13 protein-coding genes and 2 tRNA genes are annotated in these 15,031 nt (G+C 71.2%); 10 read left to right on the top strand and 5 right to left on the bottom strand.

What is annotated here, in order from left to right:
• Positions 1 to 22 precede the first annotated feature (22 nt).
• Positions 23 to 889, top strand: a complete 867-nt coding sequence (locus tag AB0G79_RS00650; protein ID WP_360798045.1) for a GNAT family N-acetyltransferase — start codon at positions 23 to 25, stop codon at positions 887 to 889.
• A gap of 1,369 nt (positions 890 to 2,258) precedes the next feature.
• Here AB0G79_RS00650 and AB0G79_RS00655 read toward each other — a convergent pair.
• On the bottom strand, positions 2,259 to 2,864 hold the full coding sequence (locus AB0G79_RS00655) for a GntR family transcriptional regulator (RefSeq protein WP_360798047.1): 606 nt from the start codon (positions 2,862 to 2,864) through the stop codon (positions 2,259 to 2,261).
• A 165-nt stretch (positions 2,865 to 3,029) separates the two neighbouring features.
• Here AB0G79_RS00655 and AB0G79_RS00660 point away from each other — a divergent pair, with 165 nt between their 5' ends.
• The 7 genes from AB0G79_RS00660 (at position 3,030) to AB0G79_RS00690 (ending at position 8,931) form a co-directional block, all read left to right on the top strand.
• The gene (locus tag AB0G79_RS00660) at positions 3,030 to 3,437 is read left to right on the top strand and encodes a hypothetical protein (RefSeq protein ID WP_360798049.1); all 408 of its coding nucleotides are present in this window, start codon (positions 3,030 to 3,032) and stop codon (positions 3,435 to 3,437) included.
• On the top strand, positions 3,437 to 3,682 hold the full coding sequence (locus AB0G79_RS00665) for a hypothetical protein (RefSeq protein ID WP_360798051.1): 246 nt from the start codon (positions 3,437 to 3,439) through the stop codon (positions 3,680 to 3,682). The genes AB0G79_RS00660 and AB0G79_RS00665 overlap by 1 nt, the downstream gene beginning before the upstream one ends.
• Positions 3,679 to 5,085 carry an FtsK/SpoIIIE domain-containing protein gene (locus tag AB0G79_RS00670; protein ID WP_360798053.1) on the top strand — a complete coding sequence of 469 codons (1,407 nt, stop codon included), beginning with the start codon at positions 3,679 to 3,681 and terminating at the stop codon, positions 5,083 to 5,085. The genes AB0G79_RS00665 and AB0G79_RS00670 overlap by 4 nt, the downstream gene beginning before the upstream one ends.
• A 51-nt stretch (positions 5,086 to 5,136) precedes the next feature.
• A complete protein-coding gene (locus AB0G79_RS00675; RefSeq protein ID WP_360798055.1) occupies positions 5,137 to 5,898 on the top strand; it encodes a DUF2637 domain-containing protein in 762 nt (253 codons plus the stop codon).
• Positions 5,899 to 6,035: 137 nt separating this feature from the next.
• The gene (locus tag AB0G79_RS00680; protein ID WP_360798057.1) at positions 6,036 to 7,493 is read left to right on the top strand and encodes a replication initiator; all 1,458 of its coding nucleotides are present in this window, start codon (positions 6,036 to 6,038) and stop codon (positions 7,491 to 7,493) included.
• Positions 7,490 to 7,672: a helix-turn-helix domain-containing protein gene (locus tag AB0G79_RS00685; protein ID WP_360798059.1), complete on the top strand. Its 183-nt coding sequence runs from the start codon at positions 7,490 to 7,492 to the stop codon at positions 7,670 to 7,672. The genes AB0G79_RS00680 and AB0G79_RS00685 overlap by 4 nt, the downstream gene beginning before the upstream one ends.
• Positions 7,672 to 8,931, top strand: coding sequence for a tyrosine-type recombinase/integrase (locus tag AB0G79_RS00690; protein WP_360798061.1), 1,260 nt, complete (start codon positions 7,672 to 7,674; stop codon positions 8,929 to 8,931). Before AB0G79_RS00685 ends, AB0G79_RS00690 begins: the two co-directional genes overlap by 1 nt.
• A 67-nt stretch (positions 8,932 to 8,998) precedes the next feature.
• Here the strand turns inward: AB0G79_RS00690 and AB0G79_RS00695 are convergent, their stop codons facing one another.
• The 4 genes from AB0G79_RS00695 to AB0G79_RS00710 form a co-directional block, all read right to left on the bottom strand.
• Positions 8,999 to 9,184 (bottom strand): hypothetical protein, encoded by a 186-nt coding sequence (locus tag AB0G79_RS00695; RefSeq protein WP_360798063.1) that lies wholly within the window; start codon positions 9,182 to 9,184, stop codon positions 8,999 to 9,001.
• Complete coding sequence (locus AB0G79_RS00700) at positions 9,181 to 9,522, bottom strand: DUF2188 domain-containing protein (protein WP_360798065.1); 342 nt, start codon at positions 9,520 to 9,522, stop codon at positions 9,181 to 9,183. The genes AB0G79_RS00695 and AB0G79_RS00700 overlap by 4 nt, the downstream gene beginning before the upstream one ends.
• 415 nt (positions 9,523 to 9,937) lie before the next feature.
• A tRNA-Arg gene (locus tag AB0G79_RS00705) sits at positions 9,938 to 10,010 on the bottom strand.
• Positions 10,011 to 10,304: 294 nt separating this feature from the next.
• A tRNA-Ser gene (locus AB0G79_RS00710) sits at positions 10,305 to 10,395 on the bottom strand.
• A gap of 235 nt (positions 10,396 to 10,630) precedes the next feature.
• Between AB0G79_RS00710 and AB0G79_RS00715 the strand changes: the two genes are divergently transcribed.
• Positions 10,631 to 11,083 carry an SSI family serine proteinase inhibitor gene (locus AB0G79_RS00715; protein WP_360798066.1) on the top strand — a complete coding sequence of 151 codons (453 nt, stop codon included), beginning with the start codon at positions 10,631 to 10,633 and terminating at the stop codon, positions 11,081 to 11,083.
• A 128-nt stretch (positions 11,084 to 11,211) separates the two neighbouring features.
• Complete coding sequence (locus tag AB0G79_RS00720) at positions 11,212 to 14,988, top strand: PAS domain-containing protein (RefSeq protein ID WP_360798068.1); 3,777 nt, start codon at positions 11,212 to 11,214, stop codon at positions 14,986 to 14,988.
• Positions 14,989 to 15,031 lie beyond the last annotated feature (43 nt).

The raw sequence follows: 15,031 nt of genomic DNA on the forward strand, positions 1-15,031 counted from the left end.
GCTCACCGCTAGGGTGCCGGTCATGTTCTTCCGCTGGGACTGGCTCCGGCCCGTACTGACCGCGCCGATCGTGCCGACTCTCGGTCCCGTCCATCCCGACGCCCTGACCGTCGGCATGTTCGAGGACACCCTGCGAGCGGCCGATACCGGAGACTTCCTTCCGTACGACAAGGACCGGCGCTGGGGCGGCAAGAAGGACGAGAGAGTCCTATGCAGCGACGTGGTCCACCAACCTGAGCACACCCTCATCCCCACCCTGACCCAACGTGGACGCGGCACCGTGAAGGTCTTCGCCTACGGGCTTCGCGACAGCGTCACGGATGAGGCCGCCGAGCTGGCCGCCAAGCTCGCCGCCGCGCACGACGTGGCGGGCGCCCGGGTCGTACGCCCCCTCGATCCCGAGACCGCACACCCGCGCGGCACCCGCATCCAGCTGAAGGACTTCACCGCCGGCCCCTGCCCCGACCCGGGCGGTCCGGTCCGGTCCGTCACCGCCTGGCCGGCCGCCGTGCAGGAGACCTTCGCCCCGTTTGCCGAGGCCATGGCGGGCGATGGCCTGGCCTTCCTCCACACCCAGATGCAGGCAGGCCGGTGCGGCCCGGTGCTCGCCACAGTCGTCGAGGACCGCATCGTGGGCGCGATCGGCCCCATGGAGGTGCTCCCCGATGCCATCGGACGCCCCCAACTCATGCCCCAGTACTTCGCCGTCCTGCCCGAGGCCCGAGGCCAGGGCCTGGGACGCATCCTGTGGCGGGCGGCGATGCGCTGGGGCCAGTCCCACGGCGCCGCCTACCAGCTCCTCCAGACCGAGGTCGGTGGCCCCTCTGACCGGCTGTGCCAGGCCGAAGGACTGGCCTCCCTGGGCTTCACCCACACCACGTCCGCGTAGCTCCGGACCGCGCTGCCTTCTCTGATCAGCTGACCCGTGCCGTTGACGACCTCAGCCACAGAAAGTCAGCCACGACGGCGGGTGCGCCGACCGAGCACCCGCCACGTGTGTCTCCAGCAACCACCCACCGGCCCCGGCCACGCTTCCCGATTCCGTCACGGCCTTAGCCACGTTGCAGCCTGAGTGCTGTCGCCAGCCTCGCCTGACGAATGGGCAGGAGGTCGGCTGCCCGGGTTACGGCGAGTTGAATGGCAATCCGCGGTGACCGGTGCGGACTTGGCATGCGCCCCGCTCCTGCTGGCCGTGCTCGCCGTGGGGCGACTGTCGGGGTTCTCCACGGGTCCGGCTGCCCGCTTCTCGGGCTCTTGCGGCGCGAGCGGACGGGGGCCGTCGCGGGCGGTGGCGGAGACATGGAGCCAGCGGCGGCCTGGGGCCGCCGCGCCGCGCGGCCCGCGCCAGCGGGCCGCCTTGATCCAGTAAAGAAACTTTGGACAGCTCACCCCTTCGGCGGCTTCGGCTGGTAGGGAGTGGACCCTTTGTCATGTTTCACCCCGCTCACCTCGTGATCAGCCTGTTCTATACCGGTCTGTGCGCGAGATCGCCGGAAGATATCCACAGGCTGACCGTTGCATCGTTACGGCCTACGGAAAAGTCGACGGCTCGCTGGAGAAGCGAGACGCAGGTCACAAGCTGCGGTGTCACACCAGGGGGTCTTTCCGTACCCGCAGCAAGTGCAGGGGGATTCGTCGTGGCGGAGGTGTCCGCTTTCGGCGACCCGCTGGCGCGCACACCGGAGGGCCCGGAGGCGCCAGATATGGAAGGGGCGGGAAGTGATCGGCATCACATCTGGCCGGGGTAACACGCGACCCGAAAAACCGACCTCTACGGGCGATCCCTAAAAGCGGGGCGGCGAAACATAGCCGACGATCGCCGGTTACCCAAACCGGCGTTTCTCCAGACCCTTGATGCACTGCCCGGACGACTGGAAGGACGAGCGGCATGAGCGCACAGAAGAGGCGCAGGCCCCTACGGCGGGACGCGAAGGAAGGTTTCTGCCCGCCCGGCGGGAGCGCTGGGCCATGGCTCTCGTACCTGTCCGGTCCGGCCGGTAGACCCGACTCAACAACCGCGATGACGGCTTGCCGCACGACACGGGCAAGCCCTGATCCGCCGGTGGATCACCGCTGGGCAAGCCTTCGGGCAAGCCCCCGGCGGTTGGCTGATCTCGACACGCAACAAAGGCGCGACAACGAACGGGTGGAAATGAACGAGCGGGAACAGCAGGTACTGGCCGGATGCCTGGCTCAGTTGGGCGAGCGGGTAGAACGTTTGGCTCAGTTGGCGGAAGACGTGGCGAGCCTGCTGGGCACTATGACGGGTCCGGCTTCTGCAGTGCCTCAAGAACCTGCTGAAACAGCTGCTCAAGCTGGCCGACCTGCCGCGTGAGAACTTCCACCTGGCGGGCCAGGGCGTTGAACTCCGGGCTGGCGTCCGGCCGGGTCAGCGTTCCCGGCTCGCCAGTGGCAAGAGGTTCCCCACGGCCCTGCGTGGTCGATTCGGCCTCGCCGGAGGTCTGCGACCCTGAGTTCGGCTCGCGCCTGAATAGGTCGCGCAGTGAGGGCGGATTTCCGGGGCCGCCCCACACTTCTGTGCGGCCGATCTGCGTCGTGTACCAGGCGGGCGGGACGTAGTCGGGGGTCGGGTCGCCGGTGTGCTCGCCGCCGCCGGCGCCTTCGCCCTCGGGTGGGAGGACGTAGCTGCCCCGGCCCTGCACGGTGTGGATCAGCCCCTCGTCGCGCAGGACGCGCAGTGCGCTGCGGGCGGTCATGTTGGCGACCTCGAAGCGTTCTTGCAGCTCGCGATGCGAGGGGAGCTGCTGGCCGGGCTTCAGGTCACCCCGCAGGATCTCGTCGCGTAGCACGTCCGCCACCCGCCGATAGGGCGGTCGCGTATCGCTGGAGGGCCGTTTCGTCATGGTCCCAGGGTAGCGGCCCCTAGCCCAGCTATCCCGAGTTCAGCCAACCCACCTAGCCCGACATAGCTAAGTCACTCAATCCTTCTCTGTTGACCTAGCTAGCTGGGCGAGGTAGTTTCTTTCCTGTCGGGCCCACCAGGGGCCCCGAATCGCAGGAGTGAACGCATGGCTCGTATCCCGGTCCTCGTCAAGCCGACCGACACCTACATCACCGGCACCGGCGCGGCTCCGAAGATCAAGAACCCGGAGACGGGGGAGATCGCGACCGACCGCGACACGGGGGAATCCCTCTACACGGTCACGGTGATGCAGATGTCGGACGGCCGCGCCGAGATCCTCAAGATGACCGTGCCGGAGTCCGGTGTCCCGGCGGGTCTGGTGCCGGGCGTCATGGTCCGTCCGGTGGAGCTGATCGCCACCCCGTGGGCCCGCATCTTCAACGGCAGCCTCTCGGACGGCGTCGCCTACCGGGTCTCGCGCCTGGAGATGGTCCAGGCCCCGGCCATGGCCGCACCTGCCGCTCCGGCCGAGTCGGCCACCGAGCCGACCGCTGCGGTCAAGAAGGCCGCGTAATGGGTGCGACTGCCGGGCGGGGTTCTGTCACTCCGCCCGGCGGCGGCAAGTGGGCCTCGTCTCTGTCGGATGACGTGCTGGCCGTCTTCGCCGCCCATGGGATCGAGCTGGACTGGATCGCCCGGATGCACGTATCGCGCGCTGTTCATGAGGCCCGGATGTCGGTCTACGGCTACGGACCCTGCGCGGAAGTCAGGGTGTCCGTCGAGGACGTGAAGAAGAAGGGGATGGGGAGGGTTCGATGAACGTGGAACAGGTCTTCGGCTGGCTGCCGGTGGTGCTGGTCGCCTGCGCCGTGCTGCTGACGGCGTGGGCGGTGGTCAAGACGGTCCGCTACATGCAGGCGGACAAGGAGATGCGCCGGAGCATCCGGCAGGCCCTGAAGATCCGGATGACGTGGACGCGGCTGGCAAAGATGGCCGGGTTGTCGGTCACCGACCGCACCCCGCCCTGGCTGTCCTCCCTCAACACGGGCAAGGACGCCCCGGAGCCCAAGCCGCGCGAACTGGTCCCGGTGATCAAGACGCAGCCGGACCGGTACGGGGTGATCGTCCACGTCAAGCTGTTGCCGAAGGTCGGGATCAAGGAACTCCAGGACAAGGCCCGATTCCTGGCTGATGCCTGGGGCTGCGTCCGGGTCGCCGTCGAGGCGGGCAAGCCGGGCCTCGCGACCTTGCGGGCGATCCGTCGCGACCCGTTGGCAGGCCACATCCAGTACGTGCCGACCGGTGAGCCGCCCGCCGACCTGACGGTGTGGCCGGTCGGTCAGGACGAGTACGGCGCCCCGGTTCACATCGAGATCAAGAACAAGTCGGGGGTGGTGGTCGCGGGTGGTGTCGGCGGCGGCAAGTCCAACCTGCTCTCCGCACTGGTCTCCTACTTCGGGCCGTCCCCGGCCGTGCAGTTCGCGGTGATCGACGGCAAGGTGTCCGACGCCGCCCACGGTGACTACGCAGACGTGCTGCCCCGTGTGTTCGCGCACGCCGGTCATGACCTGCGGGAGGCCAACGCGCTGCTGCGGCGGCTGGTCAAGCTGCTGCACGACCGCGCCACGATGGCCCGGACGGTGCTGGGCACGTCGAACATGTGGAACGTCGGCCCCAGCGAACAGTGGCCGCTGGTGTTCGCCGTCATCGACGAGTCGCACACCTTCTTCCACGACCACAAGGGCAGCGACAAGGAGACCCGCGCGCTAGCCGCCCTCGCGGCGGAGAACGTCCGTCTGACGGGTCTGCTCGTCAAGGGCGGCCGGTCGGTCGGGATCTACACGGTGCCGGCCACCCAGAAGGCGACCGGCGACGCCATCCCCACCTCGATCCGGGACGTGTGCAGCGCCGCCCTGTCCTTCTACCAGCGCACCACCGAAGCATCCGTCGCCGCGCTCGGGGACGACATCCGCAACTGGCCGGACATGGACCCCATCAACCTCCAGGGCTCCCAGTACGTGGGGGTCGCCTCCATGGCCGCCGAGGGACGCCCCGGCTTCGTCCGCGTCCGCACCCCCTACCTCGAACCCGCCCATGCCGCCGCCGTCGCCAAGCTCACCGCCCACCTCACCCAGGACCCGACCGAACTGCTGGCGAACCTGACCCCGCCCAGCCTGCGCAAGGACGAGCCTCCGGAGGACGACGCCCCCGCCGCGGCCTGAACCCAGGGCTCCCAGTCGTTCCCAACTCACTCTGGAAGGAGGTGAATTACGTTGACGGAAGACCGGACGACGCAGCGCACCATCACCGTTGTGATGGTCCTGATCGCCGCCCTGGCGTTCGTGTTCTCCTTCGGGAACGTGTGGGCCCTGGCCCTGCGCCTGGGAGTCCCGGCCGAGATCGCTCCGCTGATCGCGCCCATGGTGGACCTGTCGGTGGTCGGGCTTCTGGTCGCACTGCGCTCCCTGTCCCTGCACGGAGTCCCGGCCGGCGAGCTGCGCTCGGCGACTCGCCTCATGCACCTGTCCGGCCTGCTGACCCTCGCCCTCAACACCGCGCACCCGATCCTGGCCGGACACTACGGACGGGCCGCCCTCGACAGCGTGGCCCCGCTTCTCCTGCTCGGCTGGGGCGCGGTGGGCCCCACCCTGCTCCGGCACTTCCACGCCGTCATCCCCGCCGCCCCGAGTCCCGCGCCGGTCCCGGTGTCCGATGCGGTCACGGCACCGGCCCCTGAGCCGGACGTCCAACCGGCCCCGGCCGAGGCGGAACCCGTCGTGGAACCCGTCGCCGAACCCCCGGCCCCCGTCGCCGCCCCGGCCCCGGTCGCCGCCGCTGCCTCACCGGCCCCCGTGGTGAAACCCGCACCGGCCCAGGCCCCTGCGGTACCGGAGCCGCTGATGAACGCGGCCCGCACCATCGCCGCATCCCACCTGGCCGCACACGGCGAGCCCATCACCGCGGTCCAGCTCCGCACCCGGCTCGGCATCGCCCTGCCGCTCGCCACCGCCGCGCACGCGGCCCTGTCGGCCTGACCCTCCCGCCGGCCTCCCGGCACCTTCCCCACCCCTGGCCCAATGGGCCTGACTCGTCATGCCCTCGGGCAGCACCACCGCCCCTCACCGGGTGCTGCCCGAGGGCCCTTCCACCAGCGGAAAGGATCCTCCTGCCAATGCCCCACGACCTCGACCTGCGGCACGTGATCAGCCCCGCTGTCCGGGACCTGATCGAACTGGCCAACCTCGGCGACTTCGACCGCACCCGCGAGCAGATCACCCGGCTGCGCGGCTGCGCCCGACCGATCAACCTCGTCGGCCACACCACCACCCGCGACCACACCACCGGCGAAACGATCCGCTCGTACTCCACCAGCGACGAGCCCACCGGACGGCTCCTGACCACCTGCGGCAACCGCCGCGCCTCCCGCTGCCCCGCCTGCTCCCGCACCTACGCCGCCGACACCTACCACCTCGTCCGCGCCGGACTCTGCGGCGGCAAGAACGTCCCCGAAACCGTCCGCACGCACCCCCGCGTGTTCCTCACCCTCACCGCCCCCTCCTTCGGCCCCATCCACAACCGCCCCACCAACAAGGACGGCAAGCCCCGCGCCTGCCGCTGCGGCGACCACCACCCCGAGGACGCTCCCGAACTCGGCACGCCCCTGGCCCCCGAGACGTACGACTACACCGGCGCCGTGCTGTGGAACGCCCACGCCGGAGCCCTGTGGGCACGCTTCACCCTCAACCTCCGCCGCGCCCTGGCCGCCCACTTCAACATCACCCAGAAGGACATGAAGCAGCTCCTGCGCGTGTCCTTCGCCAAGGTCGCCGAGTACCAGAAGCGCGGCCTGGTCCACTTCCATGCCGTCGTCCGCCTCGACGGCCCCGACGGCCACACCAGCGCCCCGCCGGCCTGGGCAGGCGTGGACGGCCTCACCTACGCCATCCGCGCCGCCGTCCGCCGCACCGCCCTGACCGCCCCCTCCGACACCGTCGGAGACCAGCAGATCCGCTGGGGCGCGATGCTCGACGTGCGGGAGATCACCGCACTCGGCGACGGCGAACTCACCGACGCCGCCGTAGCTGGATACGTTGCCAAGTACGCCACCAAGAGCGCCGAGGACTCCGGCACAGTCGACCGCTCGCTGGTCTGCGTGGCCTGCTCCGGCCGTGGCCACGTTCCCGGTGACGTCCTCGCAGAATGCCCCGACTGCGAGGGGACCGGCCACGCTGAGCCCTTCGAAGACCTCCGCGTGCAAGCACACGTCCGGCAGATGATCCGCACCGCCTGGACCCTCGGCGGCCTGCCTGAATTCGCGGACCTCAAGCTCTGCAAGTGGGCCCACATGCTCGGCTTCCGCGGCCACTTCTCCACCAAGTCCCGCGCCTACTCCACCACGCTCGGCGCCCTTCGCGACGTCCGCCGCGCCTGGCGCCTCGCCCAGGCCGACGCCGCACGCACCCGTGCCGGCCATCCTGTACCCGCCCCGGACAGCGCGCTCGTCACCGAGTCCTCCTGGGCCTACCTCGCCTCCGGCTACCGCCCCGGCGAAGAACTCCTCGCCGCTCAGGTCCGCCACGACATAGCCCACGCCGCACGCCTCAAGCACGAAGGGCTGATGCCTGAATGACGGCTGCCGTGCTCACCGTGGACCAGGTCGCCGAGCGTCTCGGCATCAGCCGCTGGAAGGTCCACGACCTGATCCGCTCGCGCGAACTCGCCTCTTTCAAGATCGGCCGCTGCCGCCGCATCAGCGAAGCCGCGCTGGACGCCTACGTATCCCTCCGCACCGAACAGGAAGCCGCCTGATGGCCAAGCCGAAGAAGAACGCCAACAACGAGGGCACCATCTACCAGCGCAAGGACGGCCGCTGGGAGGGCAGCGCGTACGTCCTGACGACGGACGGCACCTACAAGCGGCGCAGCGTCTACGGCAAGAGCTGGGACGAGGCGCACGAGAAGCTGACCAAGCTCAAGGCCGACTCGCTCAGCGGCCTTCCGGTGGCCACCAACAAGATGACGATCGCCGAGTACCTGGCGTACTGGCTGGCGAGCGTCGCCAAGACCAAGGTCCGCCCGACGACCTACGTCAACTACGAATCCCTCATCCGGAACTACGTCACCCCGGAGTTCGGCAAGAAGAAGCTGGTCCGGCTCGCCGCCCGTGACATCCGCGCCTTCCTCATGAAGACGGCGGCCACCTGCCAGTGCTGCGCGCAGGGGAAGGACAAGAAGCGGCCGGAGCACAAGCGACGCTGCTGCGCCCTCGGCAAGTGCTGCAAGAAGCTCCCCTCGGACCGGACCGTCCGCTTCCTGCTGGTGATCCTGCGCGCCGCTCTCCAGCACGCCGTACGGGAGGACGAGCTGCCCCGCAACGTGGCACGGAACGTGGAGCTGAGCATGGGTACCAAGCGCGAGATCGAACCGCTCACCGCTGCGGAAGGGCGTCGGCTCCTGACGGCAGCCCGGGAAAACCGGCTCTGGGCCGCGTACGAGCTGGCGGTCCGCATCGGGCTCCGGCGGGGCGAGCTGCTGGGGCTGCGCTGGTCGGACGTGGATCTCCACGAGGGGGTTCTGAGCGTCCGACAGGCTCTTCAGCGTGTGGGCGGCGAGCTGCTGATCGTCGCGCCGAAGACTCAGCGCTCGGCCCGGCGCGTAGCACTGCCGGCCGAATGCGTGACCGCACTCCGTGCCCAGCGCGCCCAGCAGATCGCCGACCACAAGGCCGCGGGCGCCAACTGGAAGGGGACGGGGCAGGGCCTCGTCTTCACGACGAAGAACGGGACACCCATAGAGCCCCGCAACCTGAACCGGTCCTTTGAGGCCCTGTCCGCCCGCGCCGGCGTCCGCAAGGTCCGCTTTCACGACCTGCGCCACACGTGCGCGTCCCTGCTCCACGAACAGGGTGCCGACGCCCGCATGATCATGGAGGTTCTGGGCCACAGCTCTATCCGCGTGACCATGGACATCTACACCTTCGTGCGGCTGGACTCCCAGCGCTCCGCCTTCGACCGCGTCGGGGACGCGCTGAGAGGTGACAACAATCAGGCTGACGACGACAGCCGATGACCTTCTCAGTAACAAGAACGGGCCCCACCAAGTCGGTGAGGGCCCGCTCTCTTGCTGTAGTAGTGGATCAACTGGCGAGCTGCTCGACCGTCTCCACTCTCGCGGCCCGGATCCGAAGTGTCACGATCTTGTCGCCCCTACCATCGATCCCGTAGAAGTCGATGTAGTCGCCGACGGTGGCGAACCCGGTCGCCTCGACTTCACGCTCGCTGTCGAAGCCTTTGTTGATCACGTACTTGTGCGTCGAGGTCATCCCTTCGACCGCCTCGGGTCGTGCCCCGGGGCGACGGTGTTCTGCTCCCGCACCTGGCCGTTCTTGCCGCGAACGCGAAGCTCTCCGCCGCCGTCGTTGGCAAGGATCTCTTTGGCACGAGCGACTGCCTCTGCCTGAGTCGGCAGGACCGCACTGGCTCTCTCGGCCCCGGGCTTCGTCACCGCCCAGCCATCGTCGCGCTTGGACACATCCCGGGTGTTAGGCCGGTCTGCCATGGCACATCCGTTTCCGGAGTCGGACGCGCAGGGCTGCCCATCTTGGAGGAACCAAGAGAGGGCGATAAGGTCCCAAGGCGCGACCAACGCATCAGGCCCCATTGCCGTGCGCCCAACCCCAAGTTGGGCCCCGGATGGGGCCTGTTTTGGTTTGGCGGATCAAGTGAAGCACCCCGGATGACCCGTCAGCAAGCAGGAAACCCCAACATGCACCATGGGGCGCGTCGACACACCACAACATCTTGTGTTTCTGGCAGAGTCCAACACCAGAGTACCGACGCCCACCGACAACCCGGATGGCTCAGCAGGGCCAGCCCAGACCCAACGATGCCGAGGGTCTCGCCGGGCAAGGTCGCCGTGGACGAGAGGGGCGATCCCCACCTGACGCCGGCGAGGTGAATCGCTCTTCGACTCCGCGAGGGAGACCGACGCGATCGGAGCGGTTGCCGTCAACCACCGCCGTCACGACATACGACAGAGGCCCTCAGGATCTCTCCTGAGGGCCTCTGGCCTGCTGTGCACTCGGCAGGATTCGAACCTGCAACCTTCTGATCCGTAGTCAGATGCTCTATCCGTTAAGCTACGAGTGCTTGTTTTTTGTTTTTCTGCCTTCGCTCCCCGGCCTTTCGGCCCGCTCGCGGCGACAGGAAGAACATTACATGACTGCCGCCGTCATGTGAAATCCATTAGCCGCACCCCTTCTGACCTGCGAAAACGTCGTACGCGTGGCGCGTCGGGGGGTGGGGGTGGAGAGGGGGTGCGGGGGGCTCGTGAGGGGAAAACGGAGGGAAAGAGACCGGGGTCACATGCGGGGAGGGCGGGGGTGTGGCGGTCGGGGAAAACGGCCGAAGCCCCGGCCTGTGGGGCCGGGGCTTCGGATGGGGCGGAGGCGGAGGGATTTGAACCCTCGATGGGCTTTAAGACCCAAACCGCATTAGCAGTGCGGCGCCATAGACCGGACTAGGCGACGCCTCCATGCACCTCACGCCTGCGCGAGTGGTGCGTGCAGATGATGACACAGGCGAACCGGGTGTCACCAATCGATTCTCACCGTACTAGTCCCACGGGGTCCAGGGCAAAGGCCCACGGCGCGCGGCGTCGCCGCCCGCCCGGCGCACCCCCGGTTGCGCAACGCCCCGGCGCCCGGAGCGTTAGAGGGGCATACGTGCCCGGTACGCGCCCCGCGTCCACGCGCCCCTGGAGAGTCCCGATGTTCCTGCGTCTTGCCGCCGTCAGTCTTGCCACCGTCGCCGCCGGGACCACCGTGCTCGCCGGTGCCGCCGGGGCCGCCGGTCTCGGGCCGCTCCCCCCGCTGCCGCTGCTCTCCGGTCCCGACACGCTGACCGTCAAGGTCGCCGACAGCGGCTACCCCGACGCCGACGGCACCTTCGAGCTCACCTGCGACGACCAGGCCGGCGGGAACCACCCGGCCCGGGACGACGCCTGCGCCCGGCTCGCGGAGCTCGCGAAGCAGGGCGTGAATCCGTTCAAGGCCGTTCCTGAGGGCGCCTCCTGCACCCAGGTGTACGGCGGCCCCGCCGTCGCCGACGTCACCGGCACCTGGCAGGGGCGGAAGATCGACGCCCACTTCTCTCGTGCGAACGGCTGCGAGATCGACCGGTGGCAGAACCTGGAGCCGCTGCTTCCCATCGTCCGGGGTTAGGAGCCGCCCCCGGGCCGCCCGGCGGCTCCCTTAGACTCCCTCAGTGACAGGCCGCGGCCCGAGGGGCAAGATGGGGCCCGCCTGCCGACAGGCATGCACGTGCAGTGGGTCAGGGAGGAACCGTCGTCGTGAGCAGCAGGCCATCCCGAGGCGCTGCTCGCCTCGCAGCCATACTCGACGCCCTCCCCGACGGCCTCGTGCTCGTCAATTGCAACGGCACGGTCGTCAACGCCAACACCATCGCCCTCGGCATGTTCGAGACCCCCGGCACCGCGCTGGTCGGGCGCGGGCTGCTCGACCTGCTGCCCACCTTCGACTCGCGCCTCATCCCGGGCTCCATGCGCCTGCCCGAGGGCGCCGACGAGCGGGGCCGTACCAAGCCCGCCCGCATGGTCGCGCGACGCACCGACGGCAGTGAGTTCCCCGTCGAGGTCACCAGCGCCAGCCTGGAGGACGGCCGGGAGGCCTACGACTCCTACAGCGGTTACACCGGCGACGAGCTCCTCATGCTCGTCGTCCGCGACCTCACCGGCACCCTCGACACCGAGGCCGAACTCGCCCGCTCGCAGCGCCAGACCGAGATGATCCTGCGCGCCGCCGCCGAGGGCGTCGTCGGCACGGACACGGACGGCCGGGTCGTCCTCGTGAACCCCGCCGCCGCGCAGATCCTCGGCTACCGCGCCGGCGAGCTCGGCGGCCAGGAGCTGCACCCCCTCGTCCTCGCCACCCGCGCCGACGGCGAGCCCTTCCCGTACGAGGAGTCCCCCCTCGCCGACACCCTCAAGTCCGGGCGCAAGCACCGGGTACGGGGGCAGGTGCTCTGGTCGAAGAAGGGCGAGCGCGTACCGGTCGACCTCACCACCGCGCCGGTCCGGGACGGGGACCAGCTCGTCGGCGCCGTGATGACCTTCACCGACCGCAGGCCGTACGAGGAGCTCGTCGAGCGCCACGCCGCCGAGCTCGCGGACCTGGCCGAGCGGCACGCCGCCGAGCGCGAGGCGCGCGCGGAGGAGTTCTCCTCGCTGGCCGCCCGCCACGAGCAGCTGACCGCCGTGCTCGCCGAGTCGCTGCGCGGGCCCCTCGAAGAGCTCCGTTCGCAGCTCGGCGCGCTCGCCGCCGACGACGCCGGCCAGCTCTGGCCCGAGGCCAACCAGGTCCTCCACCACCTCACCGCCGGCTACGCCCGGATGACCGCCCTCGTCGACAACGTCCTCGGCTACCAGCGGCTGGACGCGGGCCGAGAGGAGCTCGAGCGGGGGGTCGTGCTGCTCGACGGGGTCGTGACCGCCGGGATCGACGGGGCCGTCGAGCTCATCGGGCCGGGGCGCGCCCAGTTCGCCGTCCACGCCCCGCCGATCGAGGCCGAGGTCGACCCCGCACGCCTCGCCACCGCCCTCGCCCACCTCGTCGCGGACGTCGCCGGTGTCGACGCCACCGGCCGCAACCGCGCCGCCGCCCAGGGCGCGGGGCCCGTCGACTCCACCATCGTCGTCGCCGCCGCCCAGCGCGGTGACGTCGTCCGCATCGAGGTCCGCGGACCGTACGCGGGCGGCGACCCCGTCCACGGGCCCGTCGTCCGCGGCATCGTGGCCGCGCACGGCGGTGTCGTGCAGACCCACGAGGTGCCCGGGACGACCGGCGGCGCGTACGTCCTCGAAGTCCCGCTCGGCGCCGGCCGCGGGACCGTCCCCTCCTCCACCCCGGTCGTGGCCGCCGCGCCCGGGCGGGAGATGCCCGCGCTGCCCGCGCAGGCCACCGGCACCGACGGCGAGACCTCCGGCGGCGGGCGCCGCCGTGCCCGGCGGGCCTCCACCGACGCCTTCCTCGGCGAGGTGCCCGAGAGCGGTGGCGAGGCCGGTGGGCGGCGTCGGGCCGCCCGCGCGGGGGAGACCTCCTCCGGGGTCGGCGAGCTCATCCCCGCCCAGCAGAGCGGCGACCACGGTGACGTCGCCGGGGCCGTCGGTGCGGCCGGTGTTTCCGGGTCCGTGGGTGTGGCCGGTGTTTCCGGCGCCGTCGGTGTGGCCGGGGCCGTGGGTGTGGCCGGGACAGCCGGTGTCGTCGGGACAGCCGGTGTCGTCGAGCCCACCGGGCGGCGCCGTGGGCGGCCCGCCGAGGGAGCCGTCGTGACCGCGGCCGAGAGCGCGCAGGGCCGGGCCGCCCTGGGGGCCGCCGTGCCTCCGCAGGGAGTCGGCGCCGCCCCCGTCGACGCCCTGTCCTCCGTGCCCGTGCCCGTGTCCGCGCCGGTGCCCGCCGCGCTTCCCGAGGCCAAGCCCAGCGGGCGGCGCCGCCGGGCGCTCGCCGCCGCGCAGGAGCGCGCCGCGGCCGCCGAGGCCGGGCCGAGGACGCCGTTCGCGCTGGGGCCCGCCGAGGCCGACCGGCCGGAGGGCGAGTCCGAGGCCGTGCCCGTGCCCGCCGCAGGGCCCACGGCCGTACCCGCGGCCGTACCCATCGCCGTACCCGTGCCGTCCGACGAAGGGCAGCACGAGGCCGTACGAGGGGTGCCCGGCGGCGGTCACACGCCTCCGCCGCCCCACCCGCAGCCCATGCCCATGCCTCCCGCGACGCCGATGCCGTCGCCGCAGCCCGCGGTCGCGACGGCTCCTGCGACGGTGCCCGCCGCGGCGCCCTTGACGGCCACTCCCGCCGCCGGTACGAGCACGGGGAGCGGCACCGGTTCCGTACCGCTGCCTCCCGAGCTGCCCATGCCGGCGGTCGTGTCGAAGGACGCCTCGCAGGGGCGGGCCTTCAGCGTGCGGACGCTGGGGCAGGGCGTGCCCTTCGTGCCCCCGTCCGCGGTCGCCACCGCGGCACCCGCGCCCGTCCCCGCACCCGCGCCCGCACCCGTCCCCGCGCCCGCCAACGGCTCCGGGCGGCGGCGGAAGCTCGCCACCCCGCCCGCCGCGGACCCCGTCGCACCGGCCACCGTCGCGCCGAACCCCGTCGCTCCGGCCGGCGTCGCTCCGGCCGGCGCCGCCGCGGTCGCCGCCACCCCCGTCGTCGAGCCCGAGCCCGAGGCCAAGCCGCATCCGCAGGCCGCGTCCGACGTCATCCCCGTCGGTCGCGCGTACGCCATAGGGGCGCCCGCCGAGGGCTCCGCCGAAGGGCCCGAGCCGCTCGACGGCCCCGGTGGCGCCGTCGAGGTCGCCAACCGGCCCGTGCCGCTGCCCGTCGACGACGAGCTGCCCCCCGAGCCGCTCGACAACCCGCGCCGACTGCTCGTCTGGCCCGCCCCCGACGTCTCCACCCAGCAGGCGCTGAGCGACCGCGGCTACCGGCCGGTGATCGTGCACTCCCGCGAGGAGGTCGACGCGCAGATCGCCGCCTTCCCGGCCGCGCTCTTCGTCGACCCGCTGACCGGGCCCATCACCCGTACCGCGCTCCAGTCGCTCCGTCAGGCCGCCGTCGCCGCCGAGGTGCCGGTGCTCCTCGCGGCCGGGCTCGGGCAGGCGACCCGCGAGGCCGCGTACGGCGCCGACCCGGCCGTCCTCCTGAAGGCTCTCGCACCCCGCGACAGCGAGCAGCACCCCTCCCGGGTCCTGCTGATCGAGGAGCACGAGGCCATCGCGGGGGCGCTCGCCGCCACCCTGGAGCGGCGCGGGATGCAGGTCGTGCGGGCCGCCACGGACACCGAGGCGGTCGCCCTGGCCACCGAGACCCGGCCGAACCTCGTGGTGATGGACCTGATGCAGGTGCGCCGCCGCCGGGCCGGGATCATCGACTGGCTGCGCGCGAACGGGCAGTTGAACCGGACCCCGCTCGTCGTCTACACCTCGGCCGACATCCCCGAGGAGGAGCTGCCGAGGCTGTCGGCCGGCGAGACCGTCCTCTTCCTCGCCGAGCGCTCGAACAGCGCCGAGGTCCAGGCGCGGATCGTCGACCTGCTCGCGAAGATCGGCACCAACTAGCCGTACGGGGAAGGGGAGGGCCGTCGCGGCCCTCCCCTTCCCC

This window comes from Streptomyces sp. NPDC020807 (genome assembly GCF_040641575.1).
Classification (GTDB): Bacteria; Actinomycetota; Actinomycetes; order Streptomycetales; family Streptomycetaceae; genus Streptomyces.